The organism is Stenotrophomonas sp. STEN225, assembly GCF_056756445.1.
Genome location: NZ_JBRRBV010000009.1, coordinates 32,401 through 56,025 on the forward strand (window position 1 = coordinate 32,401; position 23,625 = coordinate 56,025).

24 protein-coding genes are annotated in these 23,625 nt (G+C 67.4%); 11 read left to right on the forward strand and 13 right to left on the reverse strand.

The genetic code is table 11. From position 1 onward, the window contains the following. Positions 1–109 precede the first annotated feature (109 nt). A complete protein-coding gene (locus tag ACVOJ1_RS10790; RefSeq protein ID WP_053518248.1) occupies positions 110–676 on the forward strand; it encodes a DUF3016 domain-containing protein in 567 nt (188 codons plus the stop codon). Positions 677–861: 185 nt separating this feature from the next. Here the strand turns inward: ACVOJ1_RS10790 and alr are convergent, their stop codons facing one another. Next, positions 862–1,932, reverse strand: coding sequence for an alanine racemase (alr, locus tag ACVOJ1_RS10795; protein WP_346480404.1), 1,071 nt, complete (start codon positions 1,930–1,932; stop codon positions 862–864). Continuing rightward, entirely contained in the window at positions 1,911–3,215 is a 1,305-nt protein-coding gene (locus tag ACVOJ1_RS10800; RefSeq protein WP_346480405.1) for a D-amino acid dehydrogenase, read from the reverse strand. Before ACVOJ1_RS10800 ends, alr begins: the two co-directional genes overlap by 22 nt. 149 nt (positions 3,216–3,364) lie before the next feature. Between ACVOJ1_RS10800 and ACVOJ1_RS10805 the strand changes: the two genes are divergently transcribed. Continuing rightward, positions 3,365–3,844 carry a winged helix-turn-helix transcriptional regulator gene (locus tag ACVOJ1_RS10805; protein ID WP_053518243.1) on the forward strand — a complete coding sequence of 160 codons (480 nt, stop codon included), beginning with the start codon at positions 3,365–3,367 and terminating at the stop codon, positions 3,842–3,844. A gap of 46 nt (positions 3,845–3,890) precedes the next feature. Here ACVOJ1_RS10805 and ACVOJ1_RS10810 read toward each other — a convergent pair whose 3' ends face one another. Both ACVOJ1_RS10810 and ACVOJ1_RS10815 read right to left on the reverse strand, forming a co-directional pair. Continuing rightward, positions 3,891–4,052 carry a lana protein gene (locus tag ACVOJ1_RS10810; protein ID WP_277381362.1) on the reverse strand — a complete coding sequence of 54 codons (162 nt, stop codon included), beginning with the start codon at positions 4,050–4,052 and terminating at the stop codon, positions 3,891–3,893. 167 nt (positions 4,053–4,219) lie between these two features. Next, positions 4,220–4,594, reverse strand: a complete 375-nt coding sequence (locus ACVOJ1_RS10815; RefSeq protein ID WP_053518240.1) for a hypothetical protein — start codon at positions 4,592–4,594, stop codon at positions 4,220–4,222. Between the two features lie 140 nt (positions 4,595–4,734). On the opposite strand from ACVOJ1_RS10815, the gene msrB reads away from it, so the two are divergent. From msrB to ACVOJ1_RS10840, 5 genes are all read left to right on the forward strand, one after another. Next, entirely contained in the window at positions 4,735–5,202 is a 468-nt protein-coding gene (gene msrB / locus ACVOJ1_RS10820; RefSeq protein ID WP_197600638.1) for a peptide-methionine (R)-S-oxide reductase MsrB, read from the forward strand. A 92-nt stretch (positions 5,203–5,294) separates the two neighbouring features. Then, complete coding sequence (motA, locus tag ACVOJ1_RS10825) at positions 5,295–6,149, forward strand: flagellar motor stator protein MotA (protein ID WP_053518236.1); 855 nt, start codon at positions 5,295–5,297, stop codon at positions 6,147–6,149. 3 nt (positions 6,150–6,152) lie between these two features. Beyond that, entirely contained in the window at positions 6,153–7,091 is a 939-nt protein-coding gene (gene motB / locus ACVOJ1_RS10830) for a flagellar motor protein MotB (RefSeq protein ID WP_346480407.1), read from the forward strand. Between the two features lie 126 nt (positions 7,092–7,217). Further along, positions 7,218–7,715, forward strand: a complete 498-nt coding sequence (locus ACVOJ1_RS10835; protein ID WP_053518232.1) for a hypothetical protein — start codon at positions 7,218–7,220, stop codon at positions 7,713–7,715. Between the two features lie 13 nt (positions 7,716–7,728). Beyond that, the gene (locus ACVOJ1_RS10840; protein WP_111186594.1) at positions 7,729–8,004 is read left to right on the forward strand and encodes a DUF4031 domain-containing protein; all 276 of its coding nucleotides are present in this window, start codon (positions 7,729–7,731) and stop codon (positions 8,002–8,004) included. A gap of 47 nt (positions 8,005–8,051) precedes the next feature. On the opposite strand, the gene ACVOJ1_RS10845 is transcribed toward ACVOJ1_RS10840, so the two are convergent. Further along, a complete protein-coding gene (locus ACVOJ1_RS10845; protein ID WP_065175387.1) occupies positions 8,052–8,594 on the reverse strand; it encodes a DUF6630 family protein in 543 nt (180 codons plus the stop codon). Positions 8,595–8,683: 89 nt separating this feature from the next. Between ACVOJ1_RS10845 and ACVOJ1_RS10850 the strand changes: the two genes are divergently transcribed. Beyond that, positions 8,684–8,932 carry a DUF3297 family protein gene (locus tag ACVOJ1_RS10850; RefSeq protein ID WP_053520274.1) on the forward strand — a complete coding sequence of 83 codons (249 nt, stop codon included), beginning with the start codon at positions 8,684–8,686 and terminating at the stop codon, positions 8,930–8,932. Positions 8,933–8,994: 62 nt separating this feature from the next. On the opposite strand, the gene ACVOJ1_RS10855 is transcribed toward ACVOJ1_RS10850, so the two are convergent. From ACVOJ1_RS10855 to ACVOJ1_RS10865, 3 genes are all read right to left on the reverse strand, one after another. Next, on the reverse strand, positions 8,995–10,638 hold the full coding sequence (locus tag ACVOJ1_RS10855; RefSeq protein ID WP_053520275.1) for a Na+/H+ antiporter: 1,644 nt from the start codon (positions 10,636–10,638) through the stop codon (positions 8,995–8,997). Positions 10,639–10,753: 115 nt separating this feature from the next. Next, a complete protein-coding gene (locus ACVOJ1_RS10860) occupies positions 10,754–11,542 on the reverse strand; it encodes a dioxygenase family protein (protein WP_111186595.1) in 789 nt (262 codons plus the stop codon). Positions 11,543–11,573: 31 nt separating this feature from the next. Further along, positions 11,574–11,984 (reverse strand): DoxX family protein, encoded by a 411-nt coding sequence (locus ACVOJ1_RS10865; protein WP_053520277.1) that lies wholly within the window; start codon positions 11,982–11,984, stop codon positions 11,574–11,576. A gap of 95 nt (positions 11,985–12,079) precedes the next feature. Here ACVOJ1_RS10865 and ACVOJ1_RS10870 point away from each other — a divergent pair, with 95 nt between their 5' ends. Continuing rightward, positions 12,080–12,961, forward strand: coding sequence for a LysR family transcriptional regulator (locus ACVOJ1_RS10870; protein WP_111186597.1), 882 nt, complete (start codon positions 12,080–12,082; stop codon positions 12,959–12,961). 66 nt (positions 12,962–13,027) lie between these two features. Here ACVOJ1_RS10870 and ACVOJ1_RS10875 read toward each other — a convergent pair whose 3' ends face one another. Next, complete coding sequence (locus ACVOJ1_RS10875; protein ID WP_346480408.1) at positions 13,028–15,979, reverse strand: bifunctional diguanylate cyclase/phosphodiesterase; 2,952 nt, start codon at positions 15,977–15,979, stop codon at positions 13,028–13,030. Positions 15,980–16,266: 287 nt separating this feature from the next. On the opposite strand from ACVOJ1_RS10875, the gene ACVOJ1_RS10880 reads away from it, so the two are divergent. Continuing rightward, positions 16,267–18,378 carry a M13 family metallopeptidase gene (locus ACVOJ1_RS10880; protein WP_065175391.1) on the forward strand — a complete coding sequence of 704 codons (2,112 nt, stop codon included), beginning with the start codon at positions 16,267–16,269 and terminating at the stop codon, positions 18,376–18,378. A gap of 331 nt (positions 18,379–18,709) precedes the next feature. Then, positions 18,710–19,324, forward strand: a complete 615-nt coding sequence (locus ACVOJ1_RS10885) for a hypothetical protein (protein WP_053518857.1) — start codon at positions 18,710–18,712, stop codon at positions 19,322–19,324. Positions 19,325–19,363: 39 nt separating this feature from the next. Here the strand turns inward: ACVOJ1_RS10885 and ACVOJ1_RS10890 are convergent, their stop codons facing one another. The 4 genes from ACVOJ1_RS10890 to ACVOJ1_RS10905 form a co-directional block, all read right to left on the reverse strand. Continuing rightward, positions 19,364–19,708, reverse strand: a complete 345-nt coding sequence (locus tag ACVOJ1_RS10890; protein WP_053518860.1) for a hypothetical protein — start codon at positions 19,706–19,708, stop codon at positions 19,364–19,366. 32 nt (positions 19,709–19,740) lie between these two features. Further along, a complete protein-coding gene (locus tag ACVOJ1_RS10895; protein ID WP_053518856.1) occupies positions 19,741–20,508 on the reverse strand; it encodes a LytR/AlgR family response regulator transcription factor in 768 nt (255 codons plus the stop codon). Further along, positions 20,498–21,760 carry a sensor histidine kinase gene (locus ACVOJ1_RS10900; RefSeq protein WP_053518853.1) on the reverse strand — a complete coding sequence of 421 codons (1,263 nt, stop codon included), beginning with the start codon at positions 21,758–21,760 and terminating at the stop codon, positions 20,498–20,500. The genes ACVOJ1_RS10895 and ACVOJ1_RS10900 overlap by 11 nt, the downstream gene beginning before the upstream one ends. Before the next feature lie 161 nt (positions 21,761–21,921). Then, positions 21,922–23,571 carry a M28 family metallopeptidase gene (locus ACVOJ1_RS10905; protein WP_053518851.1) on the reverse strand — a complete coding sequence of 550 codons (1,650 nt, stop codon included), beginning with the start codon at positions 23,569–23,571 and terminating at the stop codon, positions 21,922–21,924. Positions 23,572–23,625: the final 54 nt, after the last annotated feature.

Here is a 23,625-nt window from a genome sequence, read left to right on the forward strand (position 1 = left end):
CAACCGCCGACGCTGTTGACGCATTCGGCCATTGCTGGGCCCCGCCGGCAGGATCACACTCGATGCGAGATCAACATCCGCCCCCATTCCGGGGACGCAGGAGACCGCCATGAACCGCTCTCTGTCCGCCACCCTGCTGCTGGCCGCGGCCCTTGCCGCGGGTGCTGCGAACGCCGCGCCGCGCACCGTCACCAGCCCGGATGCGCCGCGCACGCTGCAGGCCGACGGCCCGGTCAACGTGCAGTGGAACGATCCGGCGACATTCACCGAGATCCGCCAGAGCCACAACCGCTTCGAGGCCGAACGCGGCGACTGGGTGCAGCAGCTGGCGCGCTACCTGCAGACCAGCGCCGCCAAGCCGCTGCAGGCCGGGCAGACGCTGGACATCACCCTGGTCGACATCAAGCGCGCCGGCGACTACGAGCCGTGGCATGGCCCGCGCGCCAATGACATCCGCGTGATGCGCGACATCTATCCGCCGCGCATCACACTGCAGTACACGCTGAAGGACGCCAGCGGCCGCATCGTCGACGAGGGCGAGGCCAAGCTGACCGATACCGGCTACCTGCACACTCTCGGCCTGCGCAGCGACAGCGATCCGCTGCGCTACGAGAAGCGGCTGATCGATGACTGGGTGAAGCGGCAGTTGACCGCCCAGGCCACCGCCGCGCGTTGACCGGCACCCGTCGGGCATGGCCCGGCGCTACCGCTGCACATCCGACATCCGCCGGGCATGGCCCGGCGCTACCTCTGCATTCCGACAACCGCCGGGCATTGCCCGGCGCTACCTGTGCATTTCCGACACCCGCCGGGCATGGCGCTTTGGACATCCGGTAGCGCCGGGCCAAGCCCGGCGGCGCATCAATCGCGGTAGACGCGGGCGACCCGCTTGACCGCGCAGGGCAGCTGGTAGGCGCTCACCCCGCAACGTGGCGCCAGTTCCGAAAGCGTCGGGGCCTGCCCCCACAGTTCCACCACACTGCCAACGCCGGCCTGTGCATGTGCGGTCAGGTCCACCGTCAGCATGTCCATCGAAACCCGGCCGATCAGCACGCCAGGCTGGCCGTCGATCAGTACCGGGGTGCCGTTCGGCGCGAACTGGGGATAGCCGTCGGCATAGCCCAGGGCCACCACGCCCACGCGTGTACGCGCCTTGGCCACGAAGCGCGCGCCATATCCCACCGGCTCACCGGCTTCGATCCAGCGCTCGGCAATCACCTTGGACTGCATGGTCATCACCGGGCGCAGCCGCGCGGTCAGATCCGTGTCGTCCGGCAGCGGGTTGGCGCCGTACAGCATGAGCCCCGGGCGCACCCAGTCGCTGCGCACGTCGGGCCACCCCAGCAGGGCCGGCGAATTGCACACACTGGTCTCACCCTGCAGGCCCTCGATTGCACGTGCGAAGGTGGCGGCCTGTTCGTGGGTACGTTCGCTGTCCAGTTCATCGGCACGCGCCAGATGGGTCATCAGCACGATCCGCTCCACCTGCGGCATCGCCTGCAGGCGCGCGTGTGCGGCGCGGAAGGTCTCCACGTCCATGCCCAGGCGATGCATGCCGCTGTCCAGCTTCAGCCAGACCGTCAACGGATGCGGGCTGTCGAAGGCAGCCAGCGCCTCCAGCTGCCACGGCGAGCCGACCGAGAACCACAGCGAATGCTCGGCCACCAGCGCCATCTCGCTGGCTTCGAAAATGCCTTCCAACAGCAGGATGGGCGCGCGGATACCGGCCTTGCGCAGCTCCAGCGCTTCTTCGATGGTCGCCACCCCGAAGCCGTCGGCCTCGTCTTCCAGGGCCTGCGCGCAGCGCACGGCGCCATGGCCATAGGCATCGGCCTTGATGATCGCCAGCGCCTTGCCGCCCCCCAGCTCGCGGGCGAGCCGGTAGTTGCTGCGCAGCGCGTGCAGATCGATCAGCGCGCGGGCAGGACGCATGTGCGGCTCTCGTGTTGCGGGGCATGGCCGAACTGGCCGTAGCGGAAGATGTCCAGGCCTTCAGTGCTGATCTGTGGCTGGCGTGCACTCATCAGGTCGGCCAGGTAGCGACCTGAACCACACGCCATGGTCCAGCCCAGGGTGCCGTGACCGGTGTTGAGATACAGGTTGCGGAAGGGCGTGGCGCCGATCACCGGCGTGCCATCCGGCGTGGCCGGGCGCAGGCCGGTCCAGAACTGCGCGCGCGACAGGTCCCCGCCCTTCGGGTAAAGGTCACGAACCACCAGCTCCAGGGTCTCGCGGCGACGCGGTGACAGCGACAGGTCGAAACCGGCCACTTCGGCCATGCCACCGACACGGATGCGGTTGTCGAAGCGGGTTACAGCAACCTTGTAGCTCTCATCGAGGATGGTCGAGGTCGGAGCCATGGCCGGATCGGTGATCGGCAGGGTCAACGAATACCCCTTCAACGGGTACACCGGCAGACGCATGCCCAGCGGCGCGACCAGCGCCGGCGAGTAACTGCCCAGCGCGACCACATAGCGGTCGGCAGTCTCCAGCTTGCCGGCGATGCGCACGCCGGTGATGCGCTCTCCATCCGACTCGATGGCGCTGATGTCCTGGTCGAATCGGAACTCGACACCGGCGTCGGTGCACATCTGCGCCAGGCGGCGGGTGAACAGCTGGCAGTCGCCGGTCTGGTCGCGCGGCAGGCGCAGCGCACCGACCAGGCCATCAACGTGCGCCAGCGCCGGTTCCGCGGCGATGATGCCGGCGCGATCCAGCACTTCGTACGGCACGTCATAGCGGGCCAGGATCTCGATGTCCTGTGCCGAGGCATCCAGCTGCTGCTGGGTGCGGAACAGCTGGGTGGTACCCAGGTCGCGCCCCTCGAACTCGATGCCGATCTGCGCGCGCAGCTCGTTCAGGCAATCGCGGCTGTACTCGGACATGCGCACCATGCGCGCCTTGTTGATCGCATAGCGCTCGTGGGTGCAGTTGCGCAGCATCTGCCACAGCCAGCGGTACTGGGCCAGATCCATGCCGGGACGGATCGCCAGCGGCGCATGCTTCTCGAACAGCCAGCCGATCGCCTTCTTCGGCACGCCGGGCGCGGCCCAGGGCGAGGTGTAGCCGAATGACAGCTGGCCGGCATTGGCGAAACTGGTCTCCAGCGCGGGGCCGGGCTGGCGGTCGACGACCGTGACATCAAACCCGGCCTGTCGCAGGTACCAGGCACTGGTGGTGCCGATCACGCCGCTGCCGAGAACTAGGACTCGCATGGAAATTCTCCAACCCGATCATTCCCTGCGTTTGAGCACGTCAGGGCCATAATCGGGGAAGTATATTCTTCCATTCATAGGCGATTTGCCTGTTTTTCACGCTGCGGGCAAGATGTTTCCCCGTGATTCACTTCCCCAGGTTGACGCCCATGGCCGCCCGCCCCCGTGAACTGGACAAGATCGACCGCAGGATCCTGCGCATCCTCCAGGCCGAAGGCCGCATTTCCTTTACCGAACTGGGCGAGCGCGTGGGCCTGTCGACCACCCCGTGCACCGAGCGCGTGCGCCGGCTGGAGCGCGAGGGCGTGATCACCGGCTATCACGCTCACCTGGATCCCACGGCGCTGAAAGCCAGCCTGCTGGTGTTCGTGGAGATCAGCCTGGCCTACAAGTCCGGCGACATCTTCGAGGAGTTCCGGCGTGCGGCGCTGAAGCTGCCCAACGTGCTCGAGTGCCATCTGGTGTCGGGCGACTTCGACTACCTGCTGAAGGCGCGGATCAGCGAGATGGCCTCCTACCGCAAACTGCTGGGCAGCACCCTGCTGACCCTGCCGCACGTGCGCGAATCGAAGAGCTACATCGTCATGGAAGAGGTGAAGGAGACGCTCAGCCTGCCGATTCCCGAATGAAGGGCCAGAGCCCGCGCTGCGGGTTCCGGCCCTGTTCCAGGGGGCGTCAGCGCTGCTGCGGGTGCTTCATCGAGCCCTGCTGCTGACCTGTCTCCTGCTGTTTGCCGCCCTTCTGCGGCCGCTGCGGGTCCATCTGCTGCTGTTGCTGCTGTTGCGGCTTATGGCTCTGCGCTTCCTTGCCGGGATGACGGTTCTGCGGGTTCTTCATGATCGCGATCCAAAGGACGAAGGACATGCGACGGCGGGATGCCGGCGCAGGGCCACGATGGTCCTGCGGCGGTTAATCACAGGCGAAAAAGCCGTGAGCGGCAGCAGTGTGTTTTCAGGCGTTCAGCCGGCGCGGTCACCGCCCGCCGCGGGCGGTGGCAGGCTGCCCTATGGCTTGACCTGCTGGCCACTGCCGGCCGGCACACTGTCGTAGTAGCGGCCGGTACGGGAGTCGAACACACGGTTCGGGCCGACCGGCTTTACGCCGGGAACGATGCGCCCGTTGCGGTCATAGACCTTGTCCGGCAGCTTCGGCGCCGGCGTCGGCACTACCTGCGCCGGGCCGGTGGACTTGATCGGCTGCGTCGGCTGCGGTGACGGCAGGACCTGCGGCTGCGGTCTTGCCGGCTGTGGGGGCGGCGTCACCGGCGCTGGCGCCACGGTGGTGGTGCTGCGGGTGGTGGTCGGCGATGTGGTGGGCACCTGGGCCTGTGCCGACAGGGGCAGCAGAGCCGACAGCACCCAGACGGAAAGGGTCTTCATGGCACGCTCCAGCAGGAATCCTCCCCACCATGCGCCCGCGCCCGTGTGCCGCCCATGAACGCAGCTCACACTTGCAAGACGGCGGTCACACCCCCACGTCTGCAGGCATCCCCAGGCCATCGACCCCACGGAGAGCCAGCATGAGTGCCTTCGACCTGACGCCCCCTGCCGCCTCCCAGACCGACACCCTGGTCGCCGGCCTCAGCAGCGAAGAACGCCGCGTGCTGCTGCAGCACGGCACCGAAGCACCGTTCTGTGGCGTGTTCCTGGACAACAAGCGTGAGGGTGTCTACTGCTGCCGGCTGTGTGGGCTGCCCCTGTTCCGCTCCAGCACCAAGTTCGATTCCGGCACCGGTTGGCCGAGCTTCTTCGCCCCCTACGACGCGGCACACGTGCGTGAGATCCGCGATACCAGCCACGGCATGATCCGCACCGAGATCACCTGCGCCCGCTGTGGCAGCCACCTCGGCCACGTGTTCCCGGACGGGCCGCCGCCCACCCATGAGCGCCACTGCCTGAACTCCGTCTCACTTTCGTTTGCCGGCAACGGCGAGGCCTGGCCCAACCCGTTGCAGCGTGGCGGTGCGGAAAGCGGCGTGGCGGGCTGAGACAACCCCGCCGACCGGTTTCACAGAATTCCCTCTTCAGAAATCCGCAGGGTGAGCCGACAAGGAGATATCCCCCCTCCCTGCGTTGCCCCATGCTCATCATCGTTGGATTCCTGGTCGTCATCATCAGCGTGATCGGGGGCTACCTCGGTGCCCACGGCCGCCTGGGGGCTCTCTGGCAGCCCTACGAACTGGTCATCATCGGCGGTGCCGCGCTGGGTGCGTTCCTGGTCGGCACCCCGGCCAAGACGGTCAAGCAGACGCTGCAGGCCATCGTCGGCGTGTTCAAGGGCCCGCGCTACAAGCAGCAGGACTACATCGACGTCCTCAGCCTGCTCTACGAACTGCTCAACAAGGCGCGCCGGGAAGGCTTCATGGCGCTGGAGGACCACGTCGAACGCCCGGCCGAGAGCGCCGTGTTCGGCAACTATCCGAAGGTGCAGGCCGACCATCACCTGATCGATTTCATCACCGACTGCCTGCGCCTGATGATCGGCAGCAACATCGAGCCGCATGAACTGGAGCCGCTGCTCGAACTGGAGCTGGAAAAGCACCACGCCGAAGCGATGGCCCCGTCGCAGGTGCTGACCAAGGTGGCCGACGGATTGCCCGGTTTCGGCATCGTCGCGGCGGTGCTGGGCATCGTCATCACCATGGGCTCGATCGGCGGCGACATCGTCGAGGTCGGCGGCCATGTCGCCGGTGCGCTGGTCGGCACCTTCCTGGGCATCCTGCTGGGTTACGGGTTCGTCGGCCCGATGGCAGCGGCGATGGAAGCACGTGCCGAGCAGGACAGCCGCATCTACGAATCGGTGAAGACCGCACTGCTGGCCTGCCTGCGCGGTTACAACCCGAAGATCGCGCTGGAATTCGCCCGCAAGACGTTGCCGTCGAACGTGCGCCCGGCCTTCTCCGATTTCGAGCAGCACCTGAAGACGGTCAAGTAAACCATGGCCGAGAGCAAACCCACCGTCATCGTCCGCAAGGTCAGGAAGGCCGGCCATGCCGCCCACCATGGCGGCTCGTGGAAGGTGGCCTATGCCGACTTCGTGACCGCGATGATGGCCTTCTTCCTGGTGCTGTGGCTGATGGCCACCACCAGCAAGAACGATCGTGCGGCCATTTCCGAATATTTCCGCAACCCCAGCCCGCTCAGTGGCCAGAGCGCCACGCCGGCCCCTGGCATGGCCGGGCCGGGCGGTGCCAGCACGTCGATGATCAAGCTCGGCGGCGCCACCGACATCTCGCGTGGCAGCAGCAACGATCCCTTCCAGAACCAGCAGGAAGCCGTGCCGCACCCGGTGGACCAGCAGCAGCGCGACAAGCAGCAGCTGGAACAGCTGATGAAGGAACTGCAGGAAGCGATCAGCCGCAGCCAGGCGCTGGAGCCGTTCAAGGACCAGCTGCTGCTGGACCTGACCCCGGAAGGCCTGCGCATCCAGATCGTGGACAAGCACAACCGGCCCATGTTCGACCTCGGCAGTGCCACGCTCAAGCCGTACACGCAGCAGATCCTGCATGAGCTGGCCGAGTACCTGAACCACGTGCCGAACCGGATCAGCCTGACCGGCCACACCGACATCACCGCCTACACCGCCGCCCGCGGCTACGGCAACTGGGAACTGAGCGCCGACCGCGCCAATGCGGCCCGCCGCGCCCTGATCGATGGCGGACTGGAGGACAGCAAGATCACCCGCGTGGTCGGCCTGTCCTCCTCGGTGCTGTTCGACCGGGCCGACCCGCAGAACCCGATCAACCGCCGCATCAGCATCGTGGTGATGACCCGCGCCGCCGAGCAGGCCGCGCTGGCCGGCGCCGGTCCACAGGTGGGTCTGTCGGCGCCGGTCATCGACGCGGACGTACAGGCGGCGCAGGGTGAGGCAAAGTAGACGGTGGGTGCGGACCTTGGTCCGCACATCCGGGAAAGCATGCGGACCAAGGTCCGCACCCACCAGGGGCATGGCCCGGCGCACCCGGTACAATGGGGGTCTTTCCGTTTTCAGGTGACACCCCCGATGTCCAAGTCTTCCAAGGCCAAGCGCGACCAGCGCAAGAAGCAGCAGGCCAAGCGCCCGTTCCTCCGTCTGAACGCCCAGCAGCAGGTGCAGAACCACGCCGTGCTGACCAGCGAGGACGGCCAGGTGGTCGCCGCCATCGGCCTGCAGGGTCGCGAGTGGCTGCTGGCCATCGGCGGTCAGACCATGGGCAATGCCGAGAACCCGGTGCCGATGCTGGCCATGCTCAAGCACCTGGCCAACGTGCAGGAGAAGGAAGGCCGCAAGGTCAGCCTGGAGTATTCCGAACTGCTGCAGAAGCTGCTGGATACCCTGGCCGCCGAAGCGGGCCAGACCGCCGACGAGTACCTGGACGCGCTGGTCGCCGAGTTCGAAGGCGTGGAAGCTGAGGGCGAGACCGCTGAAGGCGATGTGGCCGAAGAAGCCAGCGCTGCCGAAGGTACCGCTGACGCCGAGGCTGCTCCGGCCGCCGACGCCGACGGCAAGCCGCAGGCCTGATCCGGCCGCGGCGGTGACGGTCTACGTTGATGACGCAGTGCATGCCTGGCGCGACCAGCGCTGGGCGCATCTGATGGCCGACACCCTGGCCGAGCTGCACGCCATGGCGGCGCAGCTCGGCATCCCCCGCCGGGCCTTCCAGAACAAGGCCAGCGGCGCGCACTACGACGTCACCACCGAGCTGCGCGCACAGGCGATCGCACTGGGTGCCGTGGCGATTTCACGGCACACCGACCGCGCACAGGTGAAAGCGGTGATCGCCAACGCGCGGGCGCAGTACCGGCCGTAGGCCGCAGTGCCCCCCACCTGGCATGGCCCGGCGAACCGGGATGACGCTCAGAACGGGTCGCTGCCCAGGCGGATTTCCACGTTCAGCAGCGAGCACAGCGCCAGCATGGCGTCATCGTCACGGGTCAGTGCCATCCAGCCGGTGAAACCCGCGCTGCCGGCATCCACGCTCCACAGCGTGTAGTTGTGCTCGCGCAGGCGGTCGAAGGCGGTGGACATCAGCTGCACGCCATCCAGGTCTTCGGTGAAATCCTCATCGTCCAGGTCGCCGCCCCAGTCAAGCTGCAGGTTGAAGCGCGCGGACAGCTCGTTCACCGCCGATATCAGCGTTTCCAGGTCATCCCGCTCCACCTCGAAGCCGGATTGCCAACCGATCGCGGACAGCAGTGGCGGCAGCCAATCGGCGTCTGCCTCCAGCGGTTCGCCGGCTTCGGCCAGCAGCTCGCGCCAGCGGTTGAACTGCTGCAGCGCCAGCTCATCGTCGCCCGGGTTGATCAGTACCAGCAGGTTCCAGACCCGCGCTTCGAAGCCATCCTCATCGAAATCATGGACGTCCTCCTCGAAGTCGAAGTAGTCGCTGTTGTCGGGCATGGCGGGAACTCCTCGGGGCAGGCCGGCATTCTACGGTTTATCCTGTATCGCTGAAGCCGGCCTTGGTGGCCGTCACTGTGAATGATGCGATGAGCGATACCCCTCCCGACCACCTGGCGATCAATCCGGCCAGCCCCTTCCATGATGCGCAGGCGCTGGAGCGCGGCGTCGGCGTGCGCTTCAACGACGTCGAGCGCGACAACGTCGAGGAATACTCGGTCAGCGAAGGCTGGATCCGCGTGCAGGCCGGCAAGGCCCGTGACCGTCGCGGCAACCCGATGACGATCAAGGTCAAAGGCAAGGTCGAGGCCTACTTCCTCGACCAGAAGCCGGCCTGACGGAGCCCGGGGTCAGATCCCTTTCCGCGGGAAAGGGATCCGACCCCGATGCACAGGGCCGGTCACTCGCGCTTGCGCGACTCCAGCAGATCCAGGTTGCGGATCAAGCGCCTCGAGATCTCGTCGGAGATCACTCCGCGCCGGGTGAGGCGGAACAGTTCCTCGCGCTCGGCAGTGAGGCCGGCGCTGCGCAACTGGCGATAGCCCTCCTCCATCCGCTTCACCTTCTCCGGATCCACGTCCGGGTTCTCGCGATCCAGGTGCCGCTGGTACAGCAGGCTGACCCGCGAGGCCGCGTCGTTGTACAACTGCACGTTCTCGGTGTTCTGGTTCAGCACCAGCTGCTGCCGCTTGCGCTCCACCCCGGCCAGCGCCGCCTTCGAAGACAACCGGCGGGCCAGATCCTCTTCCTTGCGCTCACCGGAGTCGGCCGGCAACTGCAGGCCCTTCAGCAGCTGCGGCAGCGCCACGCTGGCGCCGACCAGCGAGAACAGGATCACCGCTGCAGCCAGGAAGATCACCAGGTCGCGTGCGGGGAACGGGCTGCCATCGGGCAGGAACAGTGGCAGCGTCAGCACGCCGGCCAGGGTGATCGCACCGCGCACGCCCGCCACCGAGGTGGCCACCACGATGCGCCAGTTCGGCGCCTCGCCCCGCTCCAGGCCACGCCGACGCGCACGCAGCAGGTTCCAGCGCAGTGACAGCCACACCCACAGCAGGCGCAGGGCGATCAGGCTGGCATTGATCACCAGCACGTACACCAGCAGCCACCACGCGCTCTGGTGACCGGTCTCGTTCATCGTGGTGGTTGCACGCTCGACGATGCCCGGCAACTGCTCGCCCAGCAGCACGAACATGATGCCGTTGAAGCTGAACTGCAGCATGTTCCACACGCCCGCGCGCTGCACGCGCATGCTGCCGGAAACACGGCCGGTCATTTCCACGTAGCTCATCGAGATGCCGGCCGCGACCGCCGCGAGGATGCCCGAGGCATTGATCTCTTCGGCCAGCAGGTAGGCCGCGAACGGGATCAGCAGGTTGACCAGCATCGCCGCACCCGGCTCTTCACCGAAACGGCGCCACAACCAACGCTGGAAGGTCGACACGCCCAGCGTCACCGCCACGCCCACCGCCAGGCCCGCCACCGCCACCCACAGGAAGGTCAGCGAAGCGGTGGCCAGCGAGAAGGTACCGGTCATCACCGCCGCCACCGCGAAGCGGAAGCAGACCAGACCGGAGGCGTCGTTGAGCAGTGATTCGCCCTCGAGGATGTGCATCAGCCGCTTGGGAATGGGAGCCTTGGAGGCGATCGCTCCAACGGCCACCGGATCGGTCGGCGAAACAATCGCCGCCAGCGCGAAGCACACCGCCAGCGGCATCACCGGGATCATCCAGTGGATCAGCAGGCCGGCGCCGATGACGGTGAACACCACCAGGCCGAACGCCAGCTCGAGAATCGCGCCCTTGTCGCGGAACAGGCCCTGCTTGGGGATGCGCCAGCCGTCAAGGAACAGCAGGGGCGGCAGGAACAGCAGGAAGAACACTTCCGGCTCCAGCGCATGGCCGCGGTTGAACACGCCGGCAATGACCGCGCCCAGACCGATCTGCACCAGTGGCAGCGGTAGTGAGAACGGCAGGACGCGGACGAGGTATCCGCTGGCGACGACCGCCACCAGCATCGCCAGCACGACTTCAATGGTATGCATGCTTCTTCCAGGAAGCGGCGCGCGGGGGGCATGAAGCCAGCGCCGGAAACCCGGAAAAAACTACCACAGGCGACCGCGGCTGCGACAACCGCAGCGATGCTGCGTCAGCACAGGCTCATGCCCCGTCGAAGCGGTAGATGTCCATCGCCAGGAAGCCGCCATCGACGCCCGCATCGATGCGACGTGCGCCGAAGCGGTCTTCACCGGCCGCACCCATCGCAAAGAACAGCGGCAACAGGTGTTCATCGGTGGGATGGGCGCGTTCGGCGAACGGTGCCTGCCGGCGGTAGTCCAACAGCGCCGGGCGATCATCGGCCGCCAGCCGCTGCTCTACCCACTCGATGAACGGCCGCACATAGGGCGCTTCCTTGCCGTCCTGGTAGTCGCCCCAGTCGTGCAGGTTGTGGGTGATGCTGCCCGAGCCGACCAGCAGCACACCCTGTTCGCGCAGAGGTGCCAGCGCGCGGCCCAGCGCAAACTGGTGCGCAGGCCCCAGCAACGGCTGGATCGATACCGGCACCACGGGAATGTCGGCCTGCGGACGCAGCAGGCGCAGCGGCACCCAGGCGCCGTGGTCGAGACCACGCTGGGTATCGATGGCCACCGGCAGGCCTGCCGCGGCGATGCGCCCGGCTACGTCTTCGGCCAGCGCCGGATCGCCCGGTGCCGGGTACTGCAGTTCAAACAGCGCGCGCGGGAAGCCGCCGAAGTCATGGACGGTCGGCGGTTGCGGGTGGGCGCCGACCAACGGCTGCCGCCCCAGCCAGTGGGCCGAGGCGATGACGATGGCGCGCGGCGTGGGCAGGTCGCGGGCCAGTTCGGCCAGGCGCACGCCCACCTCGCCCGGCTGCAGCGCAGTCATCGGGGAACCGTGCGAGATGTACAGCGAAGGCAGGCGGGACATGGAATTCTCCGTTTGCAGTATCAGCCAGCGCTCAACGCGAACGCAGGGTCCAGCGGCCGTCACCGACCAGGAACAGCACCACCAGCGCCAGCGCCCAGAAGGCCGGGTACTCCCAGCCACCGCCGGCATTGGCAAAGCCGAAGCCGTTCGCGCCGTGCACGGTGACGATGGTGCCCAGCAACAGGGGCACACCGGCCAGCCCGACCCAGCGCGCGTAGATTCCGAGCAGCAGGGCTGCGGAAATCACCAGTTCTGCCGCGAGGGTGAGGTAACCCAGCACACCCGGCAAACCGAGCGACTCGAAGAACGCCGCGGTGCCGGCCGGGGTGAACACCAGCAGCTTGGTCAGCCCATGGATCAGGAACAGGACGCCGAGGGCCAGGCGTAGCAGCGTCGCGCCATAGGGCGCCAGTGGGGGAGCGGAAGCAGCAGAGGTCGTCATGGCGGGGCCTCGAAAGGGAAGAAGCACAGCTTATTGCGCCGACCGATGCCGATAAATACGATGATTCGACCGTATTTATTTCATAAGGCGCAACAATGGACACTCTGGACGCCATGCGTGTGTTCGTGGCCGTGGTCGAGCGCAATGGCTTCAGTGCGGCCGCCCAGGCACTGGATATGTCCACCGCCGGCGTCACCCGGCAGGTTGCGGCGCTGGAGAAGCGCCTGTCGACGCGGCTGCTCCACCGCACCACCCGCCGGGTCAGCCCGACCAGTGCCGGCGCCGCCTACTACGCGCAGTGCGTGCGCCTGCTGGCGGAGTTCGACGCACTGGAGGCCAGCATCGGCGCACAGGCACTGGAACCGTCCGGCCTGCTGCGCATCAATGCGCCGGTCAGCTGGGGCATCGCCCGTCTCGGCCCGCTGCTGGCCGGCTTCCGCGAGCGGTTCCCGCAGGTGGAACTGGACCTGGCCCTGTCCGACCGCCTGGTGGACATGGTCGAAGAAGGCTACGACGTGGCCATCCGCATCACCCGCGAGCCCGGGCCCACGTTGATCGCGCGTCGCCTGGGCGAATCGCGGATCAGTCTGTGCGCGGCGCCCTCCTACCTGGCTGCGCACGGCACGCCGGCCACGCCGCAGGCACTGCAGGATCACGCATGCCTGGGCTACAGCTACTGGGCCGGCGGCGACCAGTGGCCACTGCACGGCCCCGGAGGCGACGTCCAGGTCACGGTGAACAGCGTGCTGCGCGCCAACAACGGCGACGTGCTGCGCGAGGCGGCCATTGCTGGCATGGGCGTGATCCTGCAACCGGATTTCCTGCTCCAGGAGGCGCTGGCCGACGGCCGCCTGGTGCGCATCCTGCCGGACTGGGAAGCGGCGCCGATCGGCATCTTCGCCGTCTACACCAGTCGCAGCCACCTCGCGCCGAAGGTACGCAGCTTCATCGATTACCTGGTGGAGGCCGGGGTCTGACCGCACCACCGGACAACACCCGTGACACGCGGGCGCAAGGCCGTGCCCGGCGAGCCGCAACATGGGCTAGACAGCGACCTCGTCCAGCATGCCGATGATCCGCTCCAGAGGGGCCGGACGTCCCAGCAGGTAGCCCTGCACCTGGTCGCAGCCGTGCGCGGCCAGCCAGTCGAGCTGCCCCGGCGTTTCCACGCCTTCGGCAATGATGGTCAGGCCCATGCTGTGGCCCAGCGACAGCAGCGCCCTGCAGATCGATGCGTTGCGCGGATTGGTCTCCACGTCGGCGACGAAGCTGCGGTCGATCTTGAGGATGTCCAGCGGCAGGTGCTGCAGGTAGGACATGCTGGAGTAGCCGGTACCGAAATCATCCAGCGAAACGCAGATGCCCTGCTCGTGCAGGCGCTGCATGGTCTGCATCGCCTGCGCCGGCTTGCGCATCAGGCTGCTCTCGGTCAGCTCCACATGCAGCGCGCCGCGGGCCAGGCCGAAGTCCTGCTGGGCACGGGTGAACTCGGCCACCAGGTCGCTGTTGAAGAACTGCACGGCCGACACGTTCACCGCGATCGGCAGATCGCCCCAACCCGCCTCCACCAGGCGCCGCTGCGCCTGGGCCGCCGCACGGATCACCCAGCGCCCCAGGGCCAGGATCAGGCCGGTGTCCTCGCACAGCTGGATGAACTCGTTGGGAGGAATGAAGCTGCCATCGGCCTGCGGCCAGCGCAGCAATGCCTCCAGTGCCGCCGGACTGCCGTCGCTGGCGTGCCGGATCGGCTGGAAGTACAGCTGGAATTCGCTGTCGATCGCCGCATGGATGCGCCCGGCCAGGCGCAGGCGATCAGCCAGGCGCGTGGTCACCGCAGCGTCGAACCAGGCCACCACATCCCCTTCGGCGCGCGCGGCGTGCGCCGCCTGTGCCGCCATGCCGATCACCTGCTCGGCGCTGTGGCCATCATCTGCCGTGTGCACCGCCACGCCGATGCGCGGCTCGAACTGGTGCAGCGAATCCTTGCCACGCATCGGTGCCGACACGATCTGCAGCAGATCGTCGAGTACGCGCCGGGTGTCATGCGCGGCGCCGATGGCGAACACGAAATCTTCCGCCGGCTGGAAGGCCAGCGCGCCGTAACGTGCCGCCAGCACAGCCAGGCGCGAGGCCATCGACTGCAGCACCGCATCGCCGATCTCCCGGCCCAGCGTGTCGGCCACCAGCTGCAGGCCACGCAGCTGCACGAAGGCGATGGTATAGCCCTCCGCCTGGGCATCCAGCTGCTCGGTCAGCGCGCGCACGTTGAGCAGCCCGGTCGCCGGGTTGTGCCGCGCCTGGTAAGCCAGGTCGCGCTCATAGGCCATCCGCTCGCTGACATCCTCGGCCAGTACCAGGCAGGCCGGCTGGCCATCGAAATCCAGCCGGGACAAATGCGCGCGCACTTCGAACACACTGCCATCCTTGCGCCGGTGCAGGCGCACGGCAGCATCGGGAAGGTCGCCCACGCGCGCCCGCGCGATGGCTCCCTTGACCTCGTCCCACCCTTCCCGCGGCCGGATGTCGAGGATGCTCATGGTGAGGAATTCCTCACGGCTGTAGCCGTACTGCCGCACGGCCGCATCGTTGACCTCGATGAAGCGCAGCGTGTCCGGATCGAACACCCAGAACGGCGCAGGATTGCGGTCGAACAGCAGGCGGAAGCGCCGTTCGACCTGGTTCATCTGTTCACGGGCCTGATACCGCTCGCTGAGATCGGTGAGCGCGCCGATCATGCGCCGCTGGCGATCGGCCACCGGCACGCGCTGGCCCCGCGCGCCGACCCAGCGCACCGCCCCCCCCGGCAGCACCAGGCGGAATACCTCATCCATCACCGCGTTGCCGGCAAATGCCTGGTCAAACGCCTTCTGCAGCCGTGCGGCATCATCGCGGTGCACCCGGGCAAAGAAATCGGCCACCGGCAGCGCGTCGGTCTGTACGCCGAAGATCTCGCGTGCCAGCGGTGACCAGCGCAGCAGTGCAGCGTCCTCATCGACATACCAGGTGCAGACCCGCCCGACCTGGTGGGCCAGCCGCAGTTCCGCATTGCCGGCCTGCAGTTCCTCGGCCATCGATTGCTGCCGGCGGATCGTTCGCCGGACGGCGAACAACAGCACCAGCAGCACGGCCACATAGACCAGCACGATGGCCACCGATGCCTGCAGGTAGGGCCACCACGGCGCCAGCACGTCCTTTTCGGCCAGGCCGACCTGCACCGCCAGCGGGTTGCGTTCCAGCGTACTGATGGTGGTGATGCGCGGCACGCCGTCAACCACGCCGGGCACGTTCCCCAGTTCGATCACCGCCTGCCTGCCGAGCAGATCGCGCCCGGGCAGCTCGTAGCGGTGTCCGACCGTGCCATGCGGATCGGGCACGCGCGCCAACATGTAGCCTTCGGCATCACTGATCGACACCAGGCCGTTCGGGCCCACGTCCAGCCCGCCGATGATGCGCTGCAGTTCGCCGCAGCGCAGGCGCGCCAGCAGCCAGCGGTCGTCGTCCAGCGGCAGCGCCAGCGGCACCACCCAGCCATCGTCGCTGCCCCGCTGCGGCGGCCCGATGTACAGCGCACTGCCAGGGCCGCGCCGTTGCGGATCGGTCCACAGGGGCAGCTGCAGGTCGCCCTGGCCCGCGGTCAGCGCACGTCCGTAGCTGTCTAGCACCACGATGCTGTGCAGCTCGGCGTGCCGTTGCAGCACGCCGGCCACGGCCGCATCGAGCAGCCGCGGTGCCTGTGCCGGCACGCTCCGGAACAGCTCGGCGGCGTCGGCGGAAATGCCGCCCATCGCCCGCTCCAGATTGCGCAGCTGCAATGCCAGCAGGCGCTCGCTGCCGACCGCCAGTGCCCGGCTCTGCCGCTGCGCCGCTTCCAACCGCCGATGGTGGTCATTGACCAGCATCATCGCCAGACCGGCCACCAGCAGCACGCCCAGCACCACCCCGCCCCAGGTGATGGCGCGCAGTGGCCGGGCCAACGCGCGTTTCAGCGCGGGCATCGGTGGGTGTTCCCTGTCCAGTCGGCTGGCTTCATGCGCGAACGATTCCTCCACATCCCCGACCTCAGCGGCCGGCGACTGCCATTCTTGACCGCCGGGCCCGCCACGCCGGATCACCGCCCTGCGTCCGCGCAGGGGTCCGGCATGCAGCATGCACCACGGCGGTGACGGCGTGAAGATCGCCGCACCGCGTTCAGCCAGATCGTGCACAGCCTTGCGCCACAACGGTGCGACCCATCGCATCGGAGCGGATTAGACTTGGCGTTTTCCCGCCGCAAGAGAAGTCCATGTCCAAGCTGCGCCGTCCCACCCTGGCACTGGCCATTGCTGCCAGCCTGTCCCTGGCCGCCTGCGACCGCGCCGCCGATCCGGCGGCCAGTACCGCCGCGCCGGCCGCATCCGCCCCCGCAGCCGCCAAGCCGATGCTGGGCAGCTTCGGCTTCGATGCCAGCGGCATGGATCGCAGCATCGCCGCCGGCGACGATTTCTTCGGCTTCGCCAATGGCACCTGGGTGAAGAACACCCAGATCCCCGCCGACCGCTCGCGCTTCGGCAGCTTCAACGTCATCGCGGAGAAGACCCAGGCCGACACCCGCGCCATCCTCGAAGGCGCTGCCGGCAATGCCCAGGCCAGCGGCGAGGACAAGCTGATCGGCGATTACTACGCCGCCTTCATGGATGAGGCCGGCATCGAGCAGCGCGGTATCGCGCCGGTGCAGCCGCAGCTGAAGGCGATCGATGCGATCACTGACAAGGCCGGCCTGGCCCGCGCGCTGGGCGGCGACATGCGCGCCGATGTCGACCTGCTCAATGCCACCAACTTCTACACCGACCGCCTGTTCGGCCTGTGGGTCTCGGTCGATCTGCTGCAGCCGGACCGCACCGCGCCGTATCTGGTGCAGGGCGGACTTGGCATGCCCGACCGCGACTTCTATCTGGGCGACGGCCGCATGGCCGAACTGCGCAAGCAGTACCAGGCCTATATCGCGCAGCTCCTGCAGCTGGCCGGCAGCGCCGACCCGGCCGGCAAGGCGCAGCGCATCGTTGCGCTGGAAACGAAGATCGCGCAGGCGCACGCCACCCAGGAAGAAACCAACGACGTGACCAAGGGTGCCAACCCCTGGACCCAGGCTGACTTCAACGCCAAGGCCCCGGGCATGGACTGGACCGCCTTCCTCGATGCCGCGGCACTGGGCAAGCAGCAGGACTTCATCGTCTGGCAGCCCAGGGCGGTGGCCGGCCTGTCCAGGCTGGTGGCCACCGAGCCGCTGGAGGTCTGGAAGGATTACCTGGCCTTCCATGCGCTGGATCGCGCCGCGGCGTACCTGCCGAAGAAGTTCGCCGATGCCCGCTTCGCCTTCCACGGCACCGCGCTGAGCGGCACGCCGCAGCAGAGCGATCGCTGGAAGCGCGCGGTGGATGATGCCAACCACGCCGTCGGTGAGGCCATCGGCAAGCGCTATGTCGAGAAGCACTTCGACGCCAGGACCAAGGAGCGCGCGGACGAAATGGCGAAGAACATCATCGCCGCGTTCGCCAGGCGCATCGACGCGCTGTCGTGGATGTCGCCGCAGACCAAGGCCAGCGCCAAGGCAAAGGTGGCCGGCCTGACCGTGGGCATGGGGTATCCGGAAAAATGGCGCGATTACAGCGGTCTGGAAATCCGCCGCGACGACCCGCTGGGCAATGCACAGCGCGCCGAGCTGTTCGAGTACCAGCGCAACATCGCCAAGCTGGGCAAGCCGGTCGACCACGGTGAGTGGGCGATGCTGCCGCAGACCATCAACGCGATGAACGTGCCGCTGGAGAACCGCCTGGTGTTCCCGGCCGCGATCCTGCAGCCGCCGTTCTTCGATGGAGCCGCCGATGATGCGGTGAACTACGGTGCGATCGGTGCGGTGATCGGCCATGAGATCAGCCACGGGTTCGACAATGCCGGCGCGCTGTTCGACGAGACCGGCAAGCTGCACAACTGGTGGACCGCCGAGGACCTGAAGCAGTTCAACGCCGCCGGCGACGCGCTCGCGGCCCAGTTCAGCAGTTACGAGCCGTTCCCCGGCGTGCACGTCAACGGCAAGCTGACGCTGGGCGAGAACATCGCCGACGTCGCCGGTCTGGGAACGGCGTACGACGCCTACCAGCTGTCGCTGCAGGGCAAGCCGGGCCAGACCCTGGAAGGCTTCACCCCGGACCAGCGCTTCTTCCTCGGCTTCGCCCAGGCATGGCGCAGCAAGAGCCGCGAGCAGGCGCTGCGCAATTCGCTGCTGACCGACGTGCACGCGCCGGGCCAGTTCCGCGCGCTCACCGTGCGCAACATCGACGCCTGGTACCCGGCGTTCGAGGTGAAGGAGGGCCAGAAGCTGTACCTGGCCCCCGACAAGCGGGTCAAAGTCTGGTGAGATGAGGGAAACGGGCGCCGCGAGGCGCCCGTTTTCATCCGCACCGGGCCTGGCAGGCTGCGCGGTCGGTGCCGATTCAGGCCGAAGACGAGGCCGATTGCCGGGATCCCTGCTCATCCCCGGTTTCATGTGCGCCCGCAGCACGTTTCACCCTGCGACATCCTGTCGCAGGGTGCGGGCACTGTGCTGCATCGCACAAAACTTCACCCGGCCGGACAAGACCCTTACGCCGCTTGGCGTTCCGCCCATTGCACCGCTCGCTGGAAGTGCTAGAACTGAACCCGCCACACCGTCCAACGCTGATCGACGCACGTTCCACAAGGAGCCAGCCATGATTGCTTTGTTCAAGGGTTTGGGAATTCTGCTTCGCGACAACGAGCTCTACAGCAGCCCGTTCGACAAACAGGTCGCGCACTGGCGCAATCTCAGCGAGCAGCAGATCCGCGATGAAGTGGCGGTGCTGGCCCAGGCCAAGTGCCAGTGGCTGATCGCCTCCATCATCGGCTGGCAGGCGGCGTCGCTGGTGATTCTGGGCCTGATCGCCAACTACCTGTGGCGTGACGACTTCCATATCACCTTCACCCGCGTGGTGATCGTGTTCGGCTCATGGGTCTCGATCCTGTTCGTGATCTGGTTCATGGCCAACATGTTCGACCAGCAGGCCGGCTTCGAGCGCTGGATGAAAGCCTTCAACAGCCGGGCCCGCATCAGTTCCAAGGCCGACAGCGTCGAGCATGTGGCCGAGGCGCTGGACCTGGCCGAGCACTACCCGGAAGTGCTGGACTACAAGCAGGCGGTCACCGCCAGGCGCGAGCTGCGCCATGAGGACATCCGCATCATGACCGAGATCGGACGGATGAAGCAGCACTCCGAACTGGTCGGGCGGCTGAACCATGTAGGCGAAACCGAACACCATCACGAACTGACGCTGCAGCCTGCCTACTGACCCTTGCGGAAAACGGGGGGGTCCACAATGCCACCGTGATCACTCACGGTGGCATTGTTCTATCGGGTCCTGGCTGACGCATTGGTGGAAGCCCTCGGGCAGGCCTCGCATGGTTTCGGTTTGGCCTACGGCCACCGAAAAACGCCGCAGGGGCGGCGTGGCGCAGGTGGCCTCGGTGCTGCAGGCCGGATCCAGCACGAGATAGTGGCACCTGCCACTGCTGCTGGCGATGCATTGGAACCGCGCCTGACCATCGACGACGGTGCCCTTGCTGTACAGCGTGTCCACGCCGTTGGCGCGCGCGCGGGTAATCGAGGAATTACTGGATTTTTCGCAGCCGGCCAGTGCCAGCAGCACAGCACACACAAGCAGCAGACGGGGCATGGTCATTCCTCGGGGCAGATGCAACGTCGCGGCTACATGCCGCGGAACAGGCTCATGAAGGGCTGGCTGACCACCAGCGTTTCCGGCCGCTGGCGCAGGCGCAGCACACCGCGCCCGGTATCGTCGCGGCTGACCGCAGCGACCGATTTCATGTTGACGATGGTCGAGCGGTGGATCTGGCGGAAGTGCTGCGGATCGAGCACTTCCAGCAGTTCGCGCAGCGGGGTGCGCAGCAGGCTCTCGCCGGCGGCGGTGATCACGGTGGTGTACTTGTTGTCCGCGCGGAAGTAGACCACGTCCTCCAGCATGATCAGCTGGGTCTCGCGGCCATTGCTGGCGGTGATCCACGCCAGCGGCGGGCGGTCACCGTTCTGTCCCGGTCCCAGACGCTGGAGCAGGCGTTCCAGCACCGCATCATCGTGGCGCGTGGAGGGCAACCGCGCGAGGATGCGCTCGCGCGTGGCCAGCAGGCGCTCATCGCTGACCGGCTTGAGCAGGTAATCCATCGCACCCTGTTCGAAGGCATCGATGGCGTACTGGTCGTAGGCAGTGACGAACACCACCTGCGTGCGCGGGCTGAGCTCGGACAGTGCACGCGCGACCTCGATGCCGGTGATGCCCGGCATGCGGATGTCGAGGAAAGCGATGTCCGGCTGCTTCTCGGCCAGCTGCTCCAGTGCACTGGCGCCGTCTTCGCACTCGGCCACCAGCTTCAGCTCCGGCCACAGCCGGCGCAGCTGGTCCACCAGCGACTGCCGCAGCAGTTCCTCGTCCTCGGCAATCAGGGCTTCAAGCGGCATGGCTGCGCTCCTTGCTGGATGGCGGCAATGTCATGGTCGCAGCAACGCCGCTGGGGAAATTGGCGACGATCGCTACGCCGGACTGCTCGCCGCAGGTCAGGCGCAGCCGCTCGCGCAGGTTCTTCAGGCCGATGCCGGTGCCACTGGTGGTGCCTTGGCTGAAGCCGAGCCCATCATCGGCCACGGTCACCGTCACGTGGTCGTCGAAGCCGCGCGCCAGGATCCAGATCGTTCCACCTCCGGGCTTGGGCTCCAGGCCGTGCTTGATCGCGTTCTCGACCAGCGTCTGCAGCGCCATCGCCGGCAGCTTCACCGCATGCAGTTCCGGCGGCACCTGCACCTCCACCGCGAGCCTTGCGCCCATGCGGATCCGCAGGATCTCCAGGTACGCGCGGGTACGCTCCAGCTCCACGCCGAGGGTCGACATCGATTCGTCCACCTGTGGCAACGAACTGCGCAGGTATTGGATCAGGTGTCCCAGCATCTGCTCGGCCCGCGCCGGATCGGTACGGGTCAGCACCTGGGCATTGGCCAGCGTGTTGTACAGGAAGTGCGGCTCGACCTGCGCGTGCAGCAGGTTCAGGCGCGCCACCGACAGCTCCTTTTCCACCTGGGTCTGCTCCGCGGCGGCCTGCTCGGTGCGGCGCTGGTCGGCCACCCGACGGCTGATCGCACGGGTGACCGCTTCGGCATTCTCGTAGTTGCTGCCTTCGTCCAGCGCCAGCAGATCGGCCCACCAGCCCGCATCGGGCTCGAACAGCAGGGTGACGGTACTGGTGCCCTGCCCGGGCGTGACCGTGGCCAGCACGCCGTTGCGCTTGATCGCCAGCCGCGCGGGCAGGTTCCAGCGCGAGGGCTGGCGGCCGTTCCAGGGGTCGACGCGGCGCACGTAGGCGCGCACCTGCAGGCTGCCGGCCGCGCTTTCCACGTCCTCCACCCGGGGCAGCTCGGCCACGGCCGCCTCGACCACGGCAAAGGCCTGGCCGGCATCCATCGGCAGTTCCACCTGCCGACGCTGGCGCCCGGACAGCGTGCTCGCGTCCAGGCGCCCGGCCACCAGCCAGACCCGGCGCACATGGCTGATCGCACTGCCCAGCGCGGTAATCATCAGGAACATCGCCAGCAGGCCGAAGATCCAGCCCGGGCCATCGTTCATGCCGCTGAAGATACCGCTCCAGACCATGCCGGCCACGACCAGCGCCGCGGCCCAGGCCAACAGATGACGGAAAATGAGAGTGAGGCTGGCGAACACGGCGGCGCCTTGGTGAAAGGGGTAAGCCGAGCATAGGGCGGCCTGCCGGGCAGACAAGCGGCCTGCGACGAAGTGCGGGAAAGCCGCGATGGAACCCCTCACGGAAACGCCGGGCGTGGCCCGGCGCTACCGGGGGGGGCGGGGCAGCGCCCCGCCTTCCCTTACTTCCGCTGCCCCGCGCTTTCGTCACGCACGGCGCGGAACGACTCGTCCTTGCTCCAGTTCGGCCAGCTGCGCGAGTTCGCCAGCTGGTTGCCCAGGGTGTAAAGCACCTCCAGGTCGCGGGCGGCGCCGGCGAACACCCAGTCCGGCTGCCACTCGTCGCCCTGCTGGTGGTAGCGCTTGGCGGTGTAGTCCTCCGAGGCCTTCCTGCCAGCAGCCACGCCCCCGTCCACCCAGTCCTGTCCGGCCGACCAGGACAGCGCCGGCACGCCGCGCTTGGCGAACGGGAAATGGTCAGAGCGGAAGAACAGGCCCGCTTCCGGCTTCGGATCGGGCGTATAGCGGATGTCCCAGCCCTTGGCCACCTCTTTCAGCTGGTCCAGCAGCTCGAAGCGCGCGGCACCGTAGATGCCGAAGTCGCGCGAGGGGCCGAACGGCGCCATGCCATCCATGTTGATCACCGCCACGGTCTTCTCCAGCGGATACAACGGATGGGTCGCGTAGTACTCCGAACCCAGCAGGCCCTTTTCTTCGGCGGTGACCGCCAGGAACAGCAGCGAGCGCTGCGGCTGCTTGCCCTTGGCGAAGCCACGGGCCAGTTCGATCAGCGAAGCGGTGCCACTGGCATTGTCCAGCGCACCGTTGAAGATGCGGTCGCCGCGGGCATCGGGCTCGCCCACGCCGATGTGGTCCCAGTGGGCGCTGTAGATCACGGTCTCGTCCGGGTGGCTGCTGCCTTCCAGCCGCGCCGCCACGTTGTGCGAGGTGATCACCTCGGTCTTCACCGCATACTTCGCGTCCAGGCTGGCGCCGGTCAGCGTGACCGGCGTGAAGTCGCGCTGCTGCGCCTTTTTCTTCAGTGCCTCGAAATCCTGGCCGGCCGCGCGGAACAGGTCCACGGCCAGGTCGCGCTGGATCCAGCCTTCCAGCAGGGGGTGACTGTCGGCCGGGTTGTCGCGCACCACATCGAACATGGTGTTGGTGTTGGAGCCGGCGACCGTTGCCCAGCCGTACGAGGCCGGTGCGGTCTCATGCACGATCAGCACGCCCAGCGCGCCCTGGCGTGCGCCTTCCTCGTACTTGTAGGGCCAGCGGCCGTACCAGGTCATGCCCTTGCCGTCGAAGTCGCCCTTGCCGGTCTCGAAGTCCGGGTCGTTGATCAGCACGACCGCGATCTTGCCCTTCAGGTCCACGCCCTTGAAGTCGTCCCAGTTGCGCTCCGGTGCCTTCACGCCGTAGCCGAGGAAGACCAGCGGCGCCTTGCTGATGTCCACCGTGCTGGCGCCGTTCATCGCCGCGCGCACGGCGATCTGCTTGCCCTGCTCCAGCGCGATGGTCCTGTCGCCCTGATGCAGGGCCAGCTGCGGCGTACCCACGATGTCGCCCTTGCGCAGCGGCACGGCCTGGGTCCACAGGCGCTTGCCATCCTTCAGGTCGCCACCCGGCTGCAGGCCGGCGTCGGCAAACTGCTTGCTCAGGTAGGCGATGGTCTTCGCTTCGCCCGCAGTGGCCGGCGAACGGCCCTCATAGGCGTCCGAGGCCAGTTCCTTCACGTCGGCGGAAATCCGCGCGCCATCGAATTTCGGCGTGGCCGCCATCAGCGCGCCCGACACCGACAGGGCCAGCACGCCCAGTGCTACTCGCTTCATTGCTCTCTCCAGCAGGGAAATCCCAGCCGAGTGTACAAAAGGGGCCCGAGGGAT

Excerpts from the sequence above, each read along its gene's own strand:
- alr (WP_346480404.1), bottom strand. The coding sequence starts at position 1,932 with ATGCGTCCTGCCCGCGCGCTGATCGATCTGCACGCGCTGCGCAGCAAC.
- ACVOJ1_RS10790 (WP_053518248.1), top strand. The coding sequence starts at position 110 with ATGAACCGCTCTCTGTCCGCCACCCTGCTGCTGGCCGCGGCCCTTGCC.
- ACVOJ1_RS10885 (WP_053518857.1), top strand. The coding sequence starts at position 18,710 with ATGATTGCTTTGTTCAAGGGTTTGGGAATTCTGCTTCGCGACAACGAG.
- ACVOJ1_RS10810 (WP_277381362.1), bottom strand. The coding sequence starts at position 4,052 with ATGAAGAACCCGCAGAACCGTCATCCCGGCAAGGAAGCGCAGAGCCAT.
- ACVOJ1_RS10835 (WP_053518232.1), top strand. The coding sequence starts at position 7,218 with ATGTCCAAGTCTTCCAAGGCCAAGCGCGACCAGCGCAAGAAGCAGCAG.
- ACVOJ1_RS10805 (WP_053518243.1), top strand. The coding sequence starts at position 3,365 with ATGGCCGCCCGCCCCCGTGAACTGGACAAGATCGACCGCAGGATCCTG.
- ACVOJ1_RS10865 (WP_053520277.1), bottom strand. The coding sequence starts at position 11,984 with ATGACGACCTCTGCTGCTTCCGCTCCCCCACTGGCGCCCTATGGCGCG.
- ACVOJ1_RS10890 (WP_053518860.1), bottom strand. The coding sequence starts at position 19,708 with ATGCCCCGTCTGCTGCTTGTGTGTGCTGTGCTGCTGGCACTGGCCGGC.
- ACVOJ1_RS10905 (WP_053518851.1), bottom strand. The coding sequence starts at position 23,571 with ATGAAGCGAGTAGCACTGGGCGTGCTGGCCCTGTCGGTGTCGGGCGCG.
- ACVOJ1_RS10815 (WP_053518240.1), bottom strand. The coding sequence starts at position 4,594 with ATGAAGACCCTTTCCGTCTGGGTGCTGTCGGCTCTGCTGCCCCTGTCG.
- msrB (WP_197600638.1), top strand. The coding sequence starts at position 4,735 with ATGAGTGCCTTCGACCTGACGCCCCCTGCCGCCTCCCAGACCGACACC.
- ACVOJ1_RS10875 (WP_346480408.1), bottom strand. The coding sequence starts at position 15,979 with ATGCCCGCGCTGAAACGCGCGTTGGCCCGGCCACTGCGCGCCATCACC.
- motA (WP_053518236.1), top strand. The coding sequence starts at position 5,295 with ATGCTCATCATCGTTGGATTCCTGGTCGTCATCATCAGCGTGATCGGG.
- motB (WP_346480407.1), top strand. The coding sequence starts at position 6,153 with ATGGCCGAGAGCAAACCCACCGTCATCGTCCGCAAGGTCAGGAAGGCC.
- ACVOJ1_RS10800 (WP_346480405.1), bottom strand. The coding sequence starts at position 3,215 with ATGCGAGTCCTAGTTCTCGGCAGCGGCGTGATCGGCACCACCAGTGCC.
- ACVOJ1_RS10855 (WP_053520275.1), bottom strand. The coding sequence starts at position 10,638 with ATGCATACCATTGAAGTCGTGCTGGCGATGCTGGTGGCGGTCGTCGCC.
- ACVOJ1_RS10850 (WP_053520274.1), top strand. The coding sequence starts at position 8,684 with ATGAGCGATACCCCTCCCGACCACCTGGCGATCAATCCGGCCAGCCCC.
- ACVOJ1_RS10880 (WP_065175391.1), top strand. The coding sequence starts at position 16,267 with ATGTCCAAGCTGCGCCGTCCCACCCTGGCACTGGCCATTGCTGCCAGC.
- ACVOJ1_RS10895 (WP_053518856.1), bottom strand. The coding sequence starts at position 20,508 with ATGCCGCTTGAAGCCCTGATTGCCGAGGACGAGGAACTGCTGCGGCAG.
- ACVOJ1_RS10860 (WP_111186595.1), bottom strand. The coding sequence starts at position 11,542 with ATGTCCCGCCTGCCTTCGCTGTACATCTCGCACGGTTCCCCGATGACT.
- ACVOJ1_RS10845 (WP_065175387.1), bottom strand. The coding sequence starts at position 8,594 with ATGCCCGACAACAGCGACTACTTCGACTTCGAGGAGGACGTCCATGAT.
- ACVOJ1_RS10870 (WP_111186597.1), top strand. The coding sequence starts at position 12,080 with ATGGACACTCTGGACGCCATGCGTGTGTTCGTGGCCGTGGTCGAGCGC.